Source organism: Amycolatopsis sp. w19 (assembly GCF_051373225.1).
In the GTDB taxonomy this organism is placed as follows: domain Bacteria; phylum Actinomycetota; class Actinomycetes; order Mycobacteriales; family Pseudonocardiaceae; genus Amycolatopsis; species Amycolatopsis japonica.
Genome location: NZ_JBPQFM010000006.1, coordinates 118689 through 136359, shown reverse-complemented (window position 1 = coordinate 136359; position 17671 = coordinate 118689). Strand labels below are relative to the sequence as shown.

The 17671-nt window shown below is 70.7% G+C and carries 17 protein-coding genes and 1 pseudogene; 7 read left to right on the top strand and 11 right to left on the bottom strand.

Annotated elements, in window-relative coordinates; translation table 11 throughout:
* The first annotated feature begins 2 nt into the window (after nucleotides 1-2).
* On the top strand, nucleotides 3-2264 hold the full coding sequence (locus ACSMFO_RS15440; protein ID WP_436459105.1) for a heavy metal translocating P-type ATPase: 2262 nt from the start codon (nucleotides 3-5) through the stop codon (nucleotides 2262-2264).
* Between the two features lie 139 nt (nucleotides 2265-2403).
* Here ACSMFO_RS15440 and ACSMFO_RS15435 read toward each other — a convergent pair whose 3' ends face one another.
* A complete protein-coding gene (locus ACSMFO_RS15435) occupies nucleotides 2404-2931 on the bottom strand; it encodes a DUF4396 domain-containing protein (RefSeq protein ID WP_038518116.1) in 528 nt (175 codons plus the stop codon).
* Nucleotides 2921-3136 carry a hypothetical protein gene (locus ACSMFO_RS15430; RefSeq protein ID WP_436459104.1) on the bottom strand — a complete coding sequence of 72 codons (216 nt, stop codon included), beginning with the start codon at nucleotides 3134-3136 and terminating at the stop codon, nucleotides 2921-2923. The genes ACSMFO_RS15435 and ACSMFO_RS15430 overlap by 11 nt, the downstream gene beginning before the upstream one ends.
* Before the next feature lie 215 nt (nucleotides 3137-3351).
* Between ACSMFO_RS15430 and ACSMFO_RS15425 the strand changes: the two genes are divergently transcribed.
* Nucleotides 3352-4776 (top strand): MFS transporter, encoded by a 1425-nt coding sequence (locus ACSMFO_RS15425; RefSeq protein ID WP_436459103.1) that lies wholly within the window; start codon nucleotides 3352-3354, stop codon nucleotides 4774-4776.
* A gap of 59 nt (nucleotides 4777-4835) precedes the next feature.
* On the opposite strand, the gene ACSMFO_RS15420 is transcribed toward ACSMFO_RS15425, so the two are convergent.
* From ACSMFO_RS15420 to ACSMFO_RS15410, 3 genes and pseudogenes are all read right to left on the bottom strand, one after another.
* Nucleotides 4836-5204 (bottom strand): YciI family protein, encoded by a 369-nt coding sequence (locus ACSMFO_RS15420; protein ID WP_038524230.1) that lies wholly within the window; start codon nucleotides 5202-5204, stop codon nucleotides 4836-4838.
* Between the two features lie 61 nt (nucleotides 5205-5265).
* Nucleotides 5266-6027 carry a helix-turn-helix transcriptional regulator gene (locus ACSMFO_RS15415; RefSeq protein WP_436459102.1) on the bottom strand — a complete coding sequence of 254 codons (762 nt, stop codon included), beginning with the start codon at nucleotides 6025-6027 and terminating at the stop codon, nucleotides 5266-5268.
* Between the two features lie 1582 nt (nucleotides 6028-7609).
* A pseudogene (locus ACSMFO_RS15410) lies at nucleotides 7610-8005 on the bottom strand (AAA family ATPase); the annotation flags it as partial.
* A gap of 194 nt (nucleotides 8006-8199) precedes the next feature.
* Between ACSMFO_RS15410 and ACSMFO_RS15405 the strand changes: the two are divergent.
* Genes ACSMFO_RS15405 through ACSMFO_RS15395 form a run of 3 tightly spaced genes read left to right on the top strand, consistent with a single transcriptional unit; the run spans nucleotide 8200 to nucleotide 11866 of the window.
* Nucleotides 8200-10596, top strand: a complete 2397-nt coding sequence (locus tag ACSMFO_RS15405; protein WP_436459101.1) for an ABC transporter permease subunit — start codon at nucleotides 8200-8202, stop codon at nucleotides 10594-10596.
* Nucleotides 10597-10624: 28 nt separating this feature from the next.
* A complete protein-coding gene (locus ACSMFO_RS15400) occupies nucleotides 10625-11599 on the top strand; it encodes a glycine betaine ABC transporter substrate-binding protein (protein ID WP_038518103.1) in 975 nt (324 codons plus the stop codon).
* 9 nt (nucleotides 11600-11608) lie between these two features.
* Nucleotides 11609-11866 carry a hypothetical protein gene (locus tag ACSMFO_RS15395; RefSeq protein ID WP_436459100.1) on the top strand — a complete coding sequence of 86 codons (258 nt, stop codon included), beginning with the start codon at nucleotides 11609-11611 and terminating at the stop codon, nucleotides 11864-11866.
* A gap of 152 nt (nucleotides 11867-12018) precedes the next feature.
* On the opposite strand, the gene ACSMFO_RS15390 is transcribed toward ACSMFO_RS15395, so the two are convergent.
* Nucleotides 12019-12183, bottom strand: coding sequence for a DUF6307 family protein (locus tag ACSMFO_RS15390; RefSeq protein ID WP_267284104.1), 165 nt, complete (start codon nucleotides 12181-12183; stop codon nucleotides 12019-12021).
* A 322-nt stretch (nucleotides 12184-12505) separates the two neighbouring features.
* Between ACSMFO_RS15390 and ACSMFO_RS15385 the strand changes: the two genes are divergently transcribed.
* Nucleotides 12506-12814 carry a hypothetical protein gene (locus ACSMFO_RS15385; protein WP_436459099.1) on the top strand — a complete coding sequence of 103 codons (309 nt, stop codon included), beginning with the start codon at nucleotides 12506-12508 and terminating at the stop codon, nucleotides 12812-12814.
* 105 nt (nucleotides 12815-12919) lie between these two features.
* Nucleotides 12920-13462 carry a DUF5994 family protein gene (locus tag ACSMFO_RS15380; protein WP_228694650.1) on the top strand — a complete coding sequence of 181 codons (543 nt, stop codon included), beginning with the start codon at nucleotides 12920-12922 and terminating at the stop codon, nucleotides 13460-13462.
* Between the two features lie 197 nt (nucleotides 13463-13659).
* Here the strand turns inward: ACSMFO_RS15380 and ACSMFO_RS15375 are convergent, their stop codons facing one another.
* The 5 genes from ACSMFO_RS15375 to ACSMFO_RS15355 all read right to left on the bottom strand — a co-directional run bounded on the left by ACSMFO_RS15375 (nucleotide 13660) and on the right by ACSMFO_RS15355 (nucleotide 17438).
* Complete coding sequence (locus ACSMFO_RS15375; RefSeq protein ID WP_436459098.1) at nucleotides 13660-14316, bottom strand: phosphoribosyltransferase; 657 nt, start codon at nucleotides 14314-14316, stop codon at nucleotides 13660-13662.
* 130 nt (nucleotides 14317-14446) lie between these two features.
* Nucleotides 14447-15193, bottom strand: coding sequence for a GAF and ANTAR domain-containing protein (locus tag ACSMFO_RS15370; RefSeq protein WP_038524221.1), 747 nt, complete (start codon nucleotides 15191-15193; stop codon nucleotides 14447-14449).
* Nucleotides 15194-15235: 42 nt separating this feature from the next.
* Nucleotides 15236-15961 (bottom strand): GAF domain-containing protein, encoded by a 726-nt coding sequence (locus tag ACSMFO_RS15365; protein WP_436459097.1) that lies wholly within the window; start codon nucleotides 15959-15961, stop codon nucleotides 15236-15238.
* 182 nt (nucleotides 15962-16143) lie between these two features.
* The gene (locus ACSMFO_RS15360) at nucleotides 16144-16419 is read right to left on the bottom strand and encodes a DUF5994 family protein (RefSeq protein WP_038518092.1); all 276 of its coding nucleotides are present in this window, start codon (nucleotides 16417-16419) and stop codon (nucleotides 16144-16146) included.
* The gene (locus ACSMFO_RS15355) at nucleotides 16416-17438 is read right to left on the bottom strand and encodes an acyl-CoA desaturase (RefSeq protein WP_174492057.1); all 1023 of its coding nucleotides are present in this window, start codon (nucleotides 17436-17438) and stop codon (nucleotides 16416-16418) included. The genes ACSMFO_RS15360 and ACSMFO_RS15355 overlap by 4 nt, the downstream gene beginning before the upstream one ends.
* Nucleotides 17439-17671: the final 233 nt, after the last annotated feature.

The window sequence follows — 17671 nt, the reverse complement described above, 5'->3', positions numbered from 1 at the left end:
CGATGACTTCCGATCTGGACCAGGCCACCACGGCCGAGGTCGAACTCGCGATCACCGGGATGACCTGCGCGTCGTGCGCGATGCGCATCGAGAAGAAGCTGAACAAGCTGGACGGCGTCACCGCCACGGTCAACTACGCCACGGAGAAGGCGAAAGTCACCTACAGCGGGGACATCGAACCCCAGCGGCTGATCGAGCAGGTGGAGGCGGCCGGTTACGCGGCCGCCCTGCCCGCTCCGCCGAAGCGGGAGCAGCCCGACGGGCCCGCCGAGGAGGCCGACCCGATCGCGCCGTTGCGGCAGCGGCTGATCGGTTCCGCGGTCCTGTCGGTACCGGTGATCCTGCTGGCGATGGTGCCGGCGTTCCAGTTCACCTACTGGCAGTGGATCTCGCTGACGCTGGCCGCGCCGGTGCTGGTGTGGGCGGCGTGGCCGTTCCACAAGGCGGCGTGGGCGAATCTGCGCCACGGCGCGGCCACCATGGACACCCTGATCTCGATGGGCACGCTCGCCGCGTTCGTCTGGTCGCTGTACGCGTTGCTGTTCGGCAGCGCGGGGACCCCGGGGATGACGCACGCTTTCGAACTGACCGTCGAGCGGATGGCCGGGGACGGCAACATCTATCTCGAGGTCGCCGCCGGGGTGACGACGTTCATCCTCGCCGGACGGTACTTCGAGGCGCGGTCCAAGCGCCGGGCCGGTGCCGCGCTGCGCGCGTTGCTGGAGCTGGGCGCGAAGGACGTCGCCGTGCTCCGTGACGGCAAGGAAGAGCGGATCCCGGTCGACCGGCTCGTCGTCGGGGACCGGTTCGTGGTCCGGCCGGGGGAGAAGATCGCCACCGACGGCGTGATCGCCGAAGGCAGCTCCGCCGTCGACGCGAGCATGCTGACCGGTGAGAGCGTCCCCGTCGAGGTCGGGCCCGGCGACGCCGTGGTCGGCGCGACGGTCAACGCGGGCGGGCGGCTCGTCGTCCGTGCGACGCGGGTCGGCGCGGACACGCAGCTGGCGCAGATGGCGAAACTGGTGGAGGACGCGCAGACCGGCAAGGCGCAGGTCCAGCGGCTGGCCGACCGGGTTTCGGGTGTGTTCGTGCCGATCGTGATCGCGCTCGCCGTCGGCACGCTGATGTTCTGGCTCGGGGCCGGTGGTTCGGTCGCGGCGGCGTTCACCGCGGCGGTGGCCGTGCTGATCATCGCCTGCCCGTGCGCGCTGGGGCTGGCGACGCCGACGGCGCTGCTGGTGGGCACCGGACGGGGCGCACAGCTCGGGATCCTGATCAAGGGCCCGGAAGTGCTGGAGTCCACGCGCTCGGTCGACACGGTCGTCCTCGACAAGACCGGCACCGTGACCACCGGACAGATGTCGCTGGTGGCGGTCCACGTCGCCGAAGGCGTCGACGAGGAGACGACGCTGCGCTTGGCCGGTGCGCTGGAGAACGCGTCGGAGCACCCGATCGCGCAGGCCATCGCCCGTGCGGCACGGGAGCGGGTGGGCGAGCTGCCCGCCGTCGAGGAGTTCACCAACGTCGAAGGCCTTGGCGTGCAAGGGATCGTCGACGGAAAGGCGGTGCTGGCCGGACGCAGCGCGCTACTGGAGGAGTGGGCGCACCACCTGCCGTCGGACCTCGCGGAGAAGAAGGCGACTGAAGAGAAGGACGGCCGCACCGCGATCGCCGTCGGCTGGGACGGGAAGGCTCGCGCCGTCCTCGTCGTCGCCGACACGGTGAAGCCGACCTCCGCCGAAGCCATCACGCAGCTGCGGGCGCTCGGCCTGACCCCGGTCCTGCTCACCGGTGACAACGAGGCCGTGGCCCGCGCGGTGGCCGCGGAGGTCGGGATCACCGAGGTGATCGCGGAGGTCCTGCCCAAGGACAAGGTCGACGTGGTCAAACGGCTGCAGGGCGAGGGCAAGGTGGTCGCGATGGTGGGCGACGGTGTCAACGACGCGGCCGCGCTCGCGCAGGCCGATCTCGGCCTGGCCATGGGCACCGGCACGGACGTCGCCATCGAGGCGTCGGATCTCACCCTCGTCCGCGGTGACCTGCGGGCGGCGGTGGACGCGATCCGGCTCTCGCGGCGGACGCTGCGCACCATCAAGGGCAACCTGTTCTGGGCCTTCGCCTACAACGTCGCGGCGCTGCCACTGGCCGCGGCCGGGCTGCTCAACCCGATGATCGCCGGCGCCGCGATGGCGTTCAGCTCGGTCTTCGTGGTGACGAACAGCCTGCGGCTCAAGGGATTCCGCAGCACGGCGAGCCTCCGCTGACGTTGCGAAAGCCACTTTCGCAACCTTCAGCGTTGCGAAAGTGGCTTTCGCAACCGGCTCACCGTCGATCAGAACGCTGTGACGACAAAGGACCGCCCCCGGTGCGGAAGCACCAGGGGCGGCCTTTGTCCATCGTGAATCAGTGGTGGTAAGCGTGCACGACCGCGTGTCCGGCGCCGCGGCCGATGAGCCACTTGTTGACCGGCGTGGTGAGCAGGAAGGCGACGAACAGGGCGAAGGCGAGCGCGCCCCAGAACAGCCCGCTGGCGAGACCGGCCTCCATCGCGCCGGGGACGACGAGCATCACGCCGTTGTCGATGATCTCCATGACGATGATCGAGACGGTGTCGGCGGCGAGCGCGACCTTGAGGGCCTGCTTGAAACCGACACCCGCGCGCAGGACACCGCGCATCGTCAGGGCGTAGCCGAAGACGAACGCCAGCGCGACGGCGAGCACGATGGTGGCGAGGTTGCCCCAGCCCAGCGCGGTGCCGATCACCATGCCGAGCACTTCGCCGATGGCGCAGCCGGTGAGGCAGTGCAGGGTGGCCGACGCCGCCATACCCCAGGAGACCTTGCCCGGCCGGTGGTCTTCATGGCCCGCATGTCCACTGTGGTCACCGTGGTGCTGGTGCTCGTGGTGCGAGTGGTCGTGCTCAGCCGACATGATCGTGTTTCTCCTTTGTGGACTGCTCGGCAGGCGCGGGTTCGAGTCCTGCGACGAGATTGAACGAACCGGTGAGCAGGTTGAGGGCCACCAGCCCCACCGTGTCGGCGATGTGCTGGTCGCTCCAGCCGTGTCGCCGCAATTCGGCAGTGCGAGTGAGATCTTCTCGCCGAGCGCCCGGGTCAAGCGACTTGAGACGCTGCACGGCTCCTCCTCGTCTGTCGGTCGCCGGAACCTTATACCTGTAAGGGGTAACTGTCGACCTACTTGCTGCCGCGCAACGGTTTGCCATCAGGGAGCGGCTGTGACCACCGCTACATTAATACCCCCTAGGGGTACTTGTGCTCCAGTGTGCGATCGGTCTACCTTCAACTCCGCAATACCCCCTAGGGGTAACAAGATCCTGAAAGGACGGTCGTCATGGCGGAGACAACCCCGGACCCACGACGGTGGTGGGCACTGGGACTCATCGCGTTGGCCCAGTTCATGGTCATCATGGACACCTCGATCATCGGCGTCGCCCTCCCGGCGATGCAGCAGGACCTCGGGTTCTCCCCGGGTGACCTGTCGTGGGTGTTCAACGCCTATGTCATCGCGCTCGCCGGGCTGCTCCTGCTCGGCGGACGTCTCTCGGACCTGTTCGGCGCGCGGAGGATGTTCACCGCCGGCTGGGTCGTCACCCTCGGCGGTTCCGTGGTCGCCGCGGTCGCGGGCACCGCCTGGGTCGAACTGCTCGGCCGGGTGCTGCAAGGCGCCGGAGCGGCACTGATCGCGCCGTCCGCGCTGACCCTGCTGATGATGCTGTTCGGCGCGCGTCCTCGCGAACTGACCAAGGCGCTCGCGCTCTACGGTGCGGCGGCTCCCGCGGGCGGCACCGCAGGCGTGTTCCTCGGCGGCGTGATCACCGAATGGTTGTCGTGGCCGTGGATCTTCTGGCTCTACGTCCCGATCTCACTGGTCGCGATCGTGGCGACCGGCAAGCTGATGCCGTCCGCCCCGGCCCGGCGTGGCTCGGTCGACATCGCCGGCGCCATCGCGGCGACCGCGGGCCTCGGCTTGACCGTGTTCGGCGTCGTCCGCGCACCGGAAGCGGGCTGGGCCTCGGCGGGTACGTGGGGCGCGCTGGCCGGCGGTATCGCCCTGCTCGTGGTGTTCGTCGCGATCCAGCGGAAGCGCGAAGTCCCGTTGGTGCGGCTGGGTATCTTCCGGACGCCGAACCTCGGCGGCGCGAACCTGGCGCAGTTCCTGCTCGGCGCGGCGTGGATCCCGATGTGGTACTTCCTCAATCTGTACCTGCAGCAGGTCCTTGGCTACGGCGCGTTCGCCAGTGGCGCGGCGCTGCTGCCGATGACGGTGCTGATCGTCGTGCTGATGGTCGCGGTCGCGCCGAAGCTGATCGGCCGGTTCGGGCCGAAGAAGATGATCATCGGTGGGCTGTGGGCGCTGGCCGCGGGCCTGGTGTGGCTGTCCTTCGTCAGTCCGACGGGGAACTTCGTCGTGGATGTCCTGCCCGCGTCGCTGGTCGCGGCCCTGGGTCAGGCGCTGGCGTTCATCCCGTCACTCGGCACCGCGATCTCCAGCGCGAAACCGGAGGAAGGCGGCCTCGCGTCCGGGATCGTGAACACCTCGTACCAGATCGGGTCGGCGCTCGGCCTGGCCGCGATGACCGCGGTCGCCGTGTCGGCCGGTGCGGGGCGGGTCGGCGACCCGGTCGCGCTGACCGGCGGCTACTCGGCCGCGTTCCTCGGCGCCGCCGGGATCGCGATCGCCGGTGGCTTCCTGGCCATGGCGACGCTGCGCACTCCCAGTGAGGTCAGCGGAGGTGAACCGGCGGTCCGGCGATGACCGGCTGTATCCCCGTGTGGAGGGCGAGACCGATCCCGGTCCGCCCTCCACACGGCGTTTCAGGCAGGGGGCTCCTCCTGGAGCGCACGGACCTCGACCCGGCTCCGCAACGCACGCGAGGCCTGCTTGGTCCATTCGATCGCGACGTCGTCGTTTTCGGCCTCGATGATCCAAAAGCCGCCCAGGTACTCCTTGGCCTCGACGAACGGACCCGGGGTGAGGACGGGGCTGTCGCCGGAGTAGTCCACCGTGGTCGCGGTCGACGGCGGCTGCAGACCACCGGCGGTCACGAACGCGCCCGCCTCCTCGAGGGCGGTGTTGAACGCGCCGACCTCGGCCATGATCTTTTGCAGCTCGGCGGGGTCCATGTCCGCCATCGTCGGCTCTTCGGCGGCGTCGTGGGGGAGGCTCAGGAAGTACTTCGTCATGGTCGTCTCCTCGTCGTCGGTGCTGTGCCGCAAAGCTATGCGGGAGACCCCGGTCGGCGAATCAGTCATCGTGACCGGTATCCGGGGACCGGATGATGCCTGCCAGCTCGGCACGACCGGTGACGCCGAGTTTCGGATACGCCTTGTAGAGGTGGTGGCCGACGGTCCGCGGGCTGAGGAAGAGCTGCGCGGCGATCTCCTTGTTCGTGTGACCGGTGGCGGCCAGCCGGACGACCTGAAGCTCCTGCGGGGTCAACAGGGTGAGCGGGCCGCTGCGCCGGGGCTCGTCGCCCCGCTCGCCGAAAGCGGCCAGCTCGCCGCGAGCGCGTTCGGCCCAGAGCTCCGCGCCGAGGTCCTCGAACGCGGACACCGCCGCCGCGAGATGGGCGCGGGCCTCGGTCCGGCGGCGCTGACGACGCAACCACTCGCCGTAGACCAGCTCGGTGCGGGCGTGCTCGTACGGACCGCCGTGCCGCTCCTGGATCCGCAGCGCTTCGGTGTACAGCGCGTCGGCGTCTTCCGCCAGGAGGGCCTGGCAACGCAACGCGAGTCCGGTGGCGACCGGGCGGTCGACGTGCCCGGCCCAGTGCAGGAAGGCCGCCAACGGTTCGCGGGCGCGATCCGGCTCGCCAGTGCGCACGGCGGCCTCCACCAGATCCGGCACCACGCGCATCAGGAGATCGCGGCTCGCGGGTCCCTGGAACACCTTCTCGAGCCGGTCGGCCGCTTCCTTGAACCGCCGGGCGGAAAGGTCGAGCACGCCGAGACCCCAGTCCGCGATCTCGGCGTTGACCCGGTGCCGGGCCCGGGCTCGCGGGAGCACCTCCTTCGGCGAGCGCCCGGCAGCGCGGCTCGTCGCCCGAGACGGCGTGCAACCACACCTCGATCGACCGGTGCGCCAGGCGCTCGGTCGTGTTCCCGAGTTCGGCGGCCACGGACGCGCCTTCCGCCACACACGCGCGGGCGTCCGCGAACTCACCGCGGAACAGCCGCGCGACGGCGAGCACGTTCAGGGTGTACGGGACCCAGCCCAACGCCCCGGTGGCCCGCACCTCGGCCAGCATGTCCTCGGTCCCGGCGACGACGCCGTCGTCGTCCGCGATCATGAGCCCGCCGAACCCGGCCGTGACGCGATGCATCAGGTCGTTCCCGCCGCCGCCCGTGGTGGTGTAGAGGTCGCGCATCGGGCCGACGGCCGCTTCCGGGCGCCCGGCGAAGAGCTCGGCCCAGCCGAAAAGGGCGGTGACGACGGGTGCCCAATGCTCCGGTGGGGTGAACCCGCGCATCAGCTCCGTCGCACGCCGCAGCAGGTCGTGCGCCGCTCCGTGCCGGGCGGCGTGCACGGCCTCGAAGAAGTTGAGCGCGGCGCGCTCCGGATCGGTGTCGCGCACCAGCTCCGCGGCTCCGATCGCCAGCTCCGCGTCGGCCCGAGGGGAGGTGCGTTCGTACTCCACGGCACCACGTGTGTAGATGGCGTCGGCCCGGATGCCGGGCTCGGTGGTGAGCGAGAGCGCTTCGGCAGCCAGCCGGGCGGCGCGGTCGGCCTTGCCCGCGTCGAACGCGGCCTGGCTGGCGCGGGCGATACGCCGGGCCTTCAGTTCGCGGTCGGCGCTGAGCCGGCCGGCGCGGTCGTAGGCGACGGACACCGCCATCGCGCCGCCTCGGTGCCAGGCCCGCTCCGCCGCGCGTTCGAGTTCGGCGGCCACCGTCTCGTCAGGGCTCGTGGTGGCGGCGGCGAGATGCCACGCGCGGCGGTCCGCGTCGGCCTCCAGCGCGTCGGCGTACGCGCGATGTACTTCGATCCGCCGGTGCAGCGGCGCGTCCTGGTAGGCGGCCGCCCGGACCAGCGGATGGCGGAACGTGATCCGGCTGCCGATCCGGAGCAGCCGGTCGCGTTCGGCGGGCGCCAGGTCGCCGGGGACGCCACCGAGCGCTTCGATCACCCGCAGGATCGTCGCGAGCGGCGCCGCCGTGTCCGCCGCCGCTGCCAGAAGCTCGCGTTGGGTGGGTTCGGGAAGCTCGACGATCTGGCGGCGGAACGTTTCCTGAACGCGGCGGGTCACCGGCAACGGACCGACCTGCTCGGCCGGATCGGGCTCGTCGACGTCGCGTGCGGCGAGCCGCGACGATCCGAGTTCGATGATCGCCAGCGGATTGCCGCCGGACTCCGCGAGGACCCGGGCCCGCACCGGTTCGACGAGATCCGGCGCGTGGTCGTCCAGCAACCGGGCGGCATCGGGCGCTCCGAGGCCCGACAGATCCACGACCTCGATGCCGGCCATCTCGAACGGCGCCGACGTCTCGCGCACCGCGAACAGCATCGCGATCCGGTCGGCCACGAAACGCCGGGCCGCGAACAGCAGCGCCTCCACGGAACCCTGGTCGAGCCATTGCAGGTCGTCGACGACGCACAGCAGCGGGGCGTCCTCGGCCAGATCGGCGAGCAACGACAGGGTGCCGGCGGAGATCAGGAACCGGTTGGCCTCGTCTCCTTCGGCCAGGCCGAAAGCACACCGCAGTGCCGTGGCTTGAGGAGCGGGCAGGGCGTCCAACCGAGCCAAATGCGGGAACAGGAGTTGGTGCAGACCGCCATACGCCAGCTCGGAATCGGACTCGACCCCCGCCCCGCGGACCACGCGCACGCCCTCGGCTTCGGCGATCGACACCGCGTGGTCGACAAGGACCGATTTCCCGATGCCCGCCGCGCCCCGCAACGCCAGCACGCCGCTTCGCCCGTCGCTCGCGTTCGCCAGGAGACCGTGCACCCGCGCCAGCTCGACGTCCCTTCCCACCAGCGACATGCGGTCACCCTAGAGGGGCGGTCCGGTCGAGCGGCGCCGAATCTTTCAAGTCGAGCTGTGGACAGGAGTACCGCGGACATGTTGGGCTGAGACCGGGCCGAACCTGACGTGGTCGGCTTTTTTCTGCCCCTGCGACGTCGAGGAGCGGCGCCCTGAGCCTGTCGGAGTACCTCCGGGAGAACTGGATCGACGTCGTGAACGACGCGATCCTGCACGTGGATCTCACTCTGGCGGCGATGGCGCTGGCCGTGCTGATCGGGATGACGATCGGCCTGCTCACCTACCGGCGGCGGTGGCTCGGCGCGATGGCGACCACGACGACGGCGGCGTTCCTGACCATTCCGTCGATCGCGCTGCTGGGCATCCTGATCGGCCCGTTCGGGCTGGGGCTGACGAATGTCCTGTGCGCGCTGGTGCTCTACGCGCTTTTGCCGATCACGCGCAACACGATCGTCGGGCTGAGTGGTGTCGATCCGGCCGTGGTGGACGCGGCGCGCGGGATGGGATTCGGCCGCGCGCGGCTGCTGTTCCGCGTGCGCCTGCCGCTCGCCTGGCCGGTGATCCTTTCCGGTATCCGGGTCTCCACGCAGATCACGATCGGTATCGCGGCCATCGGCGCGTACGTCAAAGGTCCCGGCCTCGGCAACGAGATCTTCGACGGGCTCGGCCGGTTCGGTTCGGTCAACTCGCTGAACCAGGTCCTCACCGGAACGCTCGGGATCATGGTGCTGGCGTTGCTGTTCGACCTGGCCTTCGTGCTGGCCGGGAAGCTGACCACACGACGACGTCCCCGTGTCCGCGGAACGGCGGCCCCGGTGACTTCGGGGGCGGCGGCCGGAATGGGCGGCGAGACGATCGAGCTGCGGGGCGTCGGCAAGCACTACCCCGGACGAGCGGTACCGGCGGTCGAAAACCTGACGATGCGCATCCCCGCGGGCGAAATCGTCGTGCTGACCGGTCCGTCGGGATGCGGCAAGACGACGACCATGCGGATGATCAACCGGCTCGTCGAGCCGACTTCGGGCGCCGTCACGATCGGCGGCACCGACGTGTCGGCGCTCGACGTCGACGAACATCGGCGCAACACCGGCTACGTCATCCAGCAGATCGGGCTCTTCCCGCACCTGCGCGTGGACGCCAACATCGGCGTCGTGCCGCGGATGCTCGGCTGGACCCGGCGACGCGTCGCCGACCGCGTGCGCGAGTTGCTCGACGTCGTCGGCCTGACCCGCGAGCACGGTATCCGGTACCCGCGTGAGCTTTCCGGCGGTCAGCAGCAGCGCGTCGGGGTGGCGCGGGCGATGGCCGCGGACCCGCCGGTCCTGTTGATGGACGAGCCGTTCGGCTCCACCGACCCGATCACGCGCGCCCGGCTGCAGGACGAATTCCTTCGCCTGCAACGGGAAGTGCGCAAGACGATCGTGTTCGTCACGCACGATTTCGACGAGGCGCTGAAGGTCGGCGACCGGATCGCCGTGCTGCGGCCGCGGTCGGTGATCGCTCAATACGACACGCCCCAGGCGATCCTCGCCGCGCCGGCGGACGACTACGTCGCGAGTTTCGCCGGCTCGAAGCGGAACCTGAAGCGGCTCGCGCTGATCCGGGTGGCCGACCTGGACCTCCGGCAGGAAGAAGGGCCGGACGGTCTTCCGCCGGTCCGGCCCGACGCCACCTTGCGGGACGTGCTCGACGTGATGGTGCGGACCGGCAGCACCGCCGTCGTGATCACCGAAGGCGTCACCGCGCCGCCGCTGGGGGTGTGCGACGTGTCCATTCTGGTCGCGGCGCTGAGGTCCACCGACAAGGCGCCCGCGGTCCCGGATGTGGAGGAGGTGCCTCGGCCGGACACCACGGTGCCCGCGCGGCCTCGTCGGCGCCGGCTCGGGCTGCTGATACGCCCGGTTCTGCTGACGTTCGCGTTGCTGGCGCTCTTCATGATCGTGCGCGCGCATCCGATCGACTCGATCGAACAGCGTTTCCTCAACGCCGGCGCGATCTTCACCGAACTGGGCGAGCACCTGCGGCTCACCCTGATCTCGACGGCGTGCACGATCGCCATCGCCCTCCCGCTCGGCGTCCTGCTCACCCGCGCCGGTGCCCGCTGGGCCCGGCCCATCGGGCTGGGTCTGGGCAACCTCGGCCAGGCGATCCCGTCGATCGGCCTCGTCGTACTGCTCGCGCTCTGGATGGGCACGGGCACCGCGACCGCGGTGACGGCGCTCGTCGTCTACGCGACTTTGCCGGTGCTGCGCAACACGATCGTCGGGCTCGACGGCGTCGATCCGACCCTTGTCGACGCCGCGCGGGGGATGGGCATGGGCAAGACGGCCATCCTGTGCCGGATCGAACTGCCGCTGGCCGTCCCGGTGATTCTCGCCGGGATCCGGACCGCGCTGGTGCTCACCGTCGCGAGCGCGACGCTGGCGACGTTCATCGACGGCGGCGGTCTCGGCGGCGGGCTCGTCGCCGGGATCGGGCTGGACCGGCCGATCCTGAGCCTGACCTTCGGCATCATCGTCGCCGCACTGGCGCTTTTCGCCGACTGGCTGGGGCTGGTCGCCGAGGAGGTCCTGCGTCCGCGCGGAATGTAGCTCGACCGACTTCAAGGAGGACTCACCCATGCGGATGCTCCGGCGCACGACCGCCGCCGTACTCGCGCTCGTCGCGTCAGCGTCGCTCGCGGCGGGCTGCACCATCGGTAAGGAAGAGACCGGTGCCCAAGTGGGCGCGGGATCCATCAAGAAGATCGACGCGCTGAACGGCGCCCAGATCCGCGTCAGTTCCAAGGAGTTCGACGAGCAGCTGCTCCTCGGCCAGATCGCCATCGTCGCCCTGCAGGCGGCCGGGGCGAGCCCGGAGGACAAGACCAACATCACCGGTTCGAGCAACGTCCGACAGGCGCTGACCAGCGGCGCGGTCGACCTGTACTGGGAATACACCGGCACCGCCTGGATCAGCTACCTCAACCAGACCAAGCCGATCAGCGACCCGCAGGCGCAGTACGACGCGGTCAAACAGGCCGACGCCGCCAACGGCGTCACCTGGTGGGCACGCTCGCCGGCCAACGACACCTACGCCCTCGCCGGAAACCCGGCGACACTGACCCGGACCGGCGTGAAGACGCTGTCCGACTACGCGGCCCTGGTGAACCGGGACCCGGCCGCGGCCTCGACCTGTATGGGCCCGGAGTTCAAGAGCCGGGACGACGGGTTCCCAGGCCTGGCGAAGGCCTACGGGTTCAGCCTGCCCGACCCGCAGGTGCACCTGCTCAACGACGCCGTCGTCTACCCGAGCATCGGCAAGGGGGACCCGTGCGGCTTCGGCTCGGTCGCCTCCACCGACGGTCGCGTGGCCGCGCAGCACCTGACCGTGCTCGAGGACGACAAGCACTTCTTCCCGACGTACAACCCGGCCATCACGATCGCCACTCCGCTCGCCCGGAAATACCCGCAGCTGGAGCAGGTCTTCACGCCGATCGCCGCGAAGCTCGACACCGCGACGCTCACCGACCTGAACAAGAAGGTCAGTGTCGATGGGCAGAAAGCGGCTACGGTCGCCCGCGACTGGCTCAAGTCGGCGGGCTTCATCAGCTGAGTCGTTTGCGTGGTCGGCGAACGAAAAACCCTCCCTGGTCAGCGGAAGTACGAGCTCGGTGACCGGTTCGGCATCAACCTCGGCTGGTCCCTCGCGCGAGTCAGCGACCACCTGGGCGTCAACCACACCACGGTGCTGAACAAGCTGCGCGAACGAGGCATCCCCACCCGAGACCCGTTGTGCAGCGGTGTCGACGCGAACGGCTTCGGACGGGTCACCGTCGTGCAGGCCGTCACCGTGGTCATGGGCGTCGTCGTCGGCTGCTGATCTTCGCCAGCGTGGTCACGCTCGCACTGAACGTGGCAGAGCCCCTTGTCGCGAGCGAATTCGGTAAGGCGGCGTTCGACGCGGTAGGGCCGCTCCTGTTGATCGGATGGTCCGAGGTCCGCCCCGGCCTGTTGCGGCTGGATTCGCGGTGGTCACCAGTCGCCACCACGAACCGGTGCGTTCACCGGATCTTCTCGGGGATCTCTTCGAGCGTCCGCGGCAACCGGATCGCCAGCGCGGGCTTCTTCGGCGGACAGCGGCGAATTCTCCTTCACCGTGTGCTCGACGAGGTTCACTCGCTGCTCGTAACGGGACAAGCACTTCGTCCCGAAGGACCGATGTCACCGCCGGGCGCGGCCGGACGGGTCGTACGCCCGCTTGCCGGGCGCAGCAGACCGGCGATGCGGAAAGCGTTCGGTCTCGTCTCCGGAAGCGGGGGCCGGGGTGCACACGGGCTGGTGGAACAAGCTCCCGTACCGGCTGTCCTGGGGTGTGGTGAGCGTTCCGGGGCTGGGTTGCTCCGCGATGGACCTACTACGCCGTCGACCACAGCCCGTCCTACCCGTGGAACTCCGCGACCTGGGAGATCAGCGAAGCCCTGCTGCCACAACTGCGGACAGTCCTTTCCAGACGGTCCACTTGGGACGGAGAGGCCGCAACGACCCGCCCGCCTCCGCGGCACGCTGCCGTCGCCCTGCGGACCCGGCCGAAGCGGCGGTCGCGCTGGTCGTCGACGGCCGTGGCCCCACCCTCGGTGTGGCGGCCCTGCTGCTCCAACAGCTCGTCGTCTCGGCCGAACACGAAGGCGTGCGGATGCTCGTCGCCGACACCGACGCGGAAAACGCGAAAATGCTCGGCGTTTTCGCGGCGCTGGACATTCCGTTCCGACCGGGACCGCAGCGTGAACAGCCCGTTGCCGCGGAACGAAACGCCCCTCCCCCGGAGTAGAATGGACATTGTCCGAGAGCATTTCGCACGCCGGCGATCAAGCCCGCGTCGTTCTCGGCCCCCAAGTCCGGCCGGTGCCCTCCGGCCGGGGACGGGAGCACCGGCATGAAGTCGGTCCCGCACACCACCCACGCCATGCGCTTCGCGCAAGCGGCCGACGAACTCCGCCACCACGCGCCGCGGCTGCGGCTGAAGCCGGAAGCACCCACCACGGGGTGGGTCGACGGCGCCTGGTGGCCCCGTTCCCTGGACCTGACCGTCGAACTGCCGTCGCTGCTCCCGGCACTGACCGCCCGGCTGGGCCGGATCGAACGGGTCACCTACCACCTCGCGGCCTGGCCACCCACCCCGCGCCGGCTGCGTTCCGGGGACGAGCACGGCGACGTCCGCCTCGAAGGCTTCCGGTCGCCGCACACCGCCACCCTGACCGTGATCGGGCTCGGCGCACGCCGCCGGCTGACGCTGCTGGTGATCCCGCCGGACGCCGATCCGGACCTCGCGCACCACGCGCTGCTGACCGCGACGCGCCGGGGCAACGCCGACACTGTCGATACCTTGCTCGCCGCCCTCGACGAGGACACGGCGGTGCAGCGCTGGGAGGTCGAAGGCGGCCGGATCCCCGCCCGGCCGGAACCGGTGGACGCGTAGCCGTCCTCAGTTCGCTTCGCCGCCGGATCCGGGCGGCGTGGCGTCGAGGCGGGCGTGCTGCCCCCGGGCCGCCGGCCGAACTGGTACGACCCGGGTCGTTTCTGGAGCGGCGACCACCTCGAGCTGGCGGGCGGTGCCACCCTGGGTGACGAGGTCGCCGTGCGCTTGCCGGGGGTGACCTCAGTCCATTGTGGACCTCACCGTGGGACCTCGGTCGGCAGGCGGGGATCGCGGTGCAGCAGTTCGAGCGCGTCAGTGTCGGCGACCGCCGGGAACTTCCGGTAGCTGTTGCGGACGGCGTGCAGCCAGGGCAGCGGGCGCAGGCAGACGAACTGGTCGACCTCGCGGGCGAGCCGGTCGAGGACGGGCGCCTGAGCGACCGGGACCGCGAGCACGATCCGGCGCACCTGGCGGGCGCGCAGGACGCGGATCGCCGTGTGCGCGGTCGTGCCGGTGGCGGCACCGTCGTCGGCGAGTACCACTGTGCGGCCGGCGATCGGCACCGGCGCGACGTCGCGCCGGTAGACGGCGACCTGCCGGGCCAAGCCGTCCCGTGCCCGGCCGGCGAGCCGGGTGAGCCCGTCCGCCGAGATGTCGAACCGGCGGATGGCGCCGTGGTCCCAGGCGACCAGGCCGCCCTCCCCGACGGCACCGAGCAGCACCGGCGGCGGTCCGGCGGCCTCGATCCGTGAGGTGAGCAGGATGTCCAGCGGCGCCCCGAGGACGTCGGCGATCTCGGCGGCGACCACGAGCCCGCCCTCGGACAAGCCGAGGACCACGGCGCGGTCGCCGCGCAGCGGGCGCAGGCGGAGGGCCAGTCGTTCGCCCGCCTCCCGGCGATCACGGAACCGCATGGGCAACTCCTGCCGTCGGGAGCCGGTCGGCCGTCTCGCAGCATGACCGCGCCGCGTCCGCGGGCGCGAGGGCCGTTGGTCACCACCAGCGGACCGTTCGGCACCTTTCGCTCGACAGTCCACAAAGGATTCAGTGCGGGCGGCTCACCGTCGACGGCGCCAGCACGAGCGCGGGCGCGAGGGTGCGGTCGGCCAGGGCGCGGGCCACGTCGCTGAGCCGGCGGTTGTTCCGCCGCGCGTAGCCGCGCAAGGCCGTGAACGCCGCGTCCATGCTCAGCTGCCCGCTGACGGCGAGCACGCCCTTGGCCTGCTCGATGATCACCCGGCTGTTCAACGCGGTCTGCAGCTGCTCGGAGAGGATCTCGCCCTGCCGGAAGGCCCGTTCGTGGAGGATCCCGATGGTCGCGGTGTCGGCCAGTCCCTGCGCCAGTGCGACGTCGTCGGCCGACAGCTCACCGGGGGAGTGACCGAAGAGATTCAGCGCCCCGATCGTCTGCCGGCGCAGCCGCAGGGGCACCGCGTGCACCGACGCGAACCCGTCCCTGGCCGCCTCGGCCGCGAACCGCGGCCACCGCCCCGCCGCCGCGGCGATGTCGGCCACCAGGACCGGGGTGCTGGTGGTGAAGCACTCGATGCACGGGCCTTCGTCGATGTCGAGCTGGAACAGCTCGAGCAGCCGCGCCTGTTCGGTGGACGAGGCCAGCACCTGCAGCCCGCCCCGCTCGTCGGCCAGCGTCAGCCCGGCCGCCGCGACGTCGAGCAGTTCCACGCACTGCACCACCAGCGTATGCAGCAAATCCGCGACGTCGTAGTCGTCGACCAGCGTGTCCGCCAGCGCGACGAACGCCTGGGTCACCTGTCGTTCACGGTCGGGCATGCCCACCATCTCCTGAATCCTCAGCCGCCTTCATGGTGCTCCTCACCGGAACTCCTCGTCCAATCGCAGCCGCCTGGCGACGATGTCGGCCGCGACCTCCAGCAGGGAACGCCCGTGGCCGAACGCGTAGGCCCGCAGCCGCGCCAACGCGGCCGAGGCGGGCAGGTCCAGGTGCGCGATCAGCATCCCGGTGGCCTGGTGCACCTCCCGGAACCGCATCCCCGCGCCGTCCATCCACTGCCCGTCGCCGTCGAGCCAGCGTTCGCCTCCGTCCGGTAGCCCCGACAGGGCGAGTGCCGCGATGTCGGCCACCTGCAATGCCGTCGACAGGTCGGTGGCGTCGAGCGAGCCCGGCGTCGACCGGTAGGTGTCGAGGGTCGCCACCCACACCGCCCCGATCTGCACCGGGAACGTGAACAACGCGGCCACCGGCTGCGCCGCGGCCTCCGCGGCGAACACCGGCCACGCCGGCGGCGGCCCGGCGGCCAGATCCGGCACCAGGACCGGCCCGCCCGCGGCCTGAGCCTCGAAACACGGACCTTCACCGAGGGAAAACTGCAGCTCCGCCAGCGCCGTGCTCACCGCGTCACTGGCGTAGACGATCTCGCGGTTCCCGGTACCGGCCACCACCGACACCGCCGCGCCGTCCACCGGCAGCAAGCGCACACACGCCCGGCACACGCGGCCGACGACGTCGACCCCGCTGCCGGTTCCGTCCTCGCCCAGCGCGGCCAGCACGCTCGCGCGCAGGTTCTCGACCTCAGCCACCGCGCACCCACCACCGGCGAGCGCCGCGTTCCCGCATCGGGTTCCCTCCGGGTCGGTGTTCGAGAGCGCCCCACCAACGCGGACGCCACCGGGCCCGGATCAGCACCGCTACCGCGGCTGCGTCCACCGAGCGTACCTGCCCGGCCACCAGGGCACCCGGCGAGCGGCGACGCTTCACGTGGTCAGGGCCGGCCCGGGTGCGCCGCCGGCGGCGCACCCGGGCCGGCGAGAATGTCCTCGGCGCTGGTCGTGGTGTCCGGCGCCACCACGACCAGGATCAGGCGCCGCTGCTGCGTGCCGACGAGCGCGAGGGTGTCCGCCTGGTCGCGCACCGCCGCGAGCACGCCGGGGAACTCGACCCCGGCGTCGCGGGAGCGCGGCCACCACGCGCCGTCGACGTACCCGCCGGCGGCGGCCGGTTTCAGCTGCAGGCGGACCTCGTCACCAACGGCGGTCATGACCGGCTCCCGTGCTGCCGGTCCGGGGTCTCGGTGAACAGGCCGCGCTCGAGCTTGCCGAACCCGCGGGGTGCCGCGAAGTAGCCGGGGTTGAGCTTGCGTGCCAGGCGTTCCGGCTTGGGCCAGCGGACGTCGGTGGCCCAGCCGAGCTTCTCGAACAGCCAGATGAAGCGCGCGGACATGTCGAGCTGGCCGCGGCGGACGCCGTGGCGGGCGCCGGTGGGGTCGGCGTGGTGGGAGTTGTGCCACGACTCACCCATGGAGGCGATGGCCAGGGGCCAGAAGTTCGCCGACTTGTCGCGGGCGGCGTAGGGCCGGTCACCGATCATGTGGCACAGGGAGTTCACCGACCAGGTGACGTGGTGCAGCACGGCCACCCGGACGAGGCTCGCCCAGAAGAACGCGGTCAGCGCGCCCCACCAGGACATCGTCACCAGCCCGCCGATCACGGCCGGGGCCAGCAAGGTGACCACGGTCAACGCCGGGAACCAGCGGTCGATCCGGGCGATGTCGCGATCGGCGAGCAGGTCGGGGGCGAACCGCTGCGCGTTGGTCTTCTCCCGGTCGAACAGCCAGCCCATGTGGGCGTGCCAGAAACCCTTCGCGAGCGCGGCGGCCGAAGTGCCGTAACGCCACGGGGAATGCGGATCACCCTCGCGGTCGGCGAAGGCGTGGTGACGGCGGTGGTCGGCGACCCAGCCGATCACCGGACCCTGCATGGCCATGCTGCCGGTGACGGCGAGCGCGATCCGCAGGCCGCGGTTCGCCTTGAACGCGCCGTGGGTGAAGTAGCGGTGGAAGCCGATGGTCACACCCAGGCCGGTCAGGAAGTAGAACCCGATGGTCAGGGCGACGTCGGTCCAGCCGAGGCCCCAGCCCCACGCGAAGGGGACCGCCGCGGCCAGTGCCAGCAGCGGAACGACGGCGAACAGCTTGACCAGGAAGGTTTCGGTGCCGGACTTTTCGCCCGCGAGCATCGGCTCCACGGTGTTGGGTGGCCGTTGCAGCGTTTGTGTCATGTCGATCGCTCTTTCCGTGACGTATCTGGCCGCCAGGGTCCGGGGCGATCAAATTCCGGGTAGCCCGCTGACGGCGGTCTAAACCGGGAGATGGTGGAGGTTGCCGGAACGTTCTCACGCTGAGAGCTCGCTGCATGTGCGAGAGCAACCAATTCCCCTAACGAACGGGCCTCCGGAATGGTTCCTCTTCGAAGGCGGATGGGCCCCGGGCCCATCCGGCACGCCGGTCGGAG

Bases quoted from the DNA above. Each gene is read 5' to 3' on its own strand.
- ACSMFO_RS15400 (WP_038518103.1), top strand. From the start codon at position 10,625: ATGCGGATGCTCCGGCGCACGACCGCCGCCGTACTCGCGCTCGTCGCG.
- ACSMFO_RS15355 (WP_174492057.1), bottom strand. From the start codon at position 17,438: ATGACACAAACGCTGCAACGGCCACCCAACACCGTGGAGCCGATGCTC.
- ACSMFO_RS15370 (WP_038524221.1), bottom strand. From the start codon at position 15,193: ATGCCCGACCGTGAACGACAGGTGACCCAGGCGTTCGTCGCGCTGGCG.
- ACSMFO_RS15360 (WP_038518092.1), bottom strand. From the start codon at position 16,419: ATGACCGCCGTTGGTGACGAGGTCCGCCTGCAGCTGAAACCGGCCGCC.
- ACSMFO_RS15440 (WP_436459105.1), top strand. From the start codon at position 3: ATGACTTCCGATCTGGACCAGGCCACCACGGCCGAGGTCGAACTCGCG.
- ACSMFO_RS15375 (WP_436459098.1), bottom strand. From the start codon at position 14,316: ATGCGGTTCCGTGATCGCCGGGAGGCGGGCGAACGACTGGCCCTCCGC.
- ACSMFO_RS15435 (WP_038518116.1), bottom strand. From the start codon at position 2,931: ATGTCGGCTGAGCACGACCACTCGCACCACGAGCACCAGCACCACGGT.
- ACSMFO_RS15425 (WP_436459103.1), top strand. From the start codon at position 3,352: ATGGCGGAGACAACCCCGGACCCACGACGGTGGTGGGCACTGGGACTC.
- ACSMFO_RS15420 (WP_038524230.1), bottom strand. From the start codon at position 5,204: ATGACGAAGTACTTCCTGAGCCTCCCCCACGACGCCGCCGAAGAGCCG.
- ACSMFO_RS15380 (WP_228694650.1), top strand. From the start codon at position 12,920: ATGAAGTCGGTCCCGCACACCACCCACGCCATGCGCTTCGCGCAAGCG.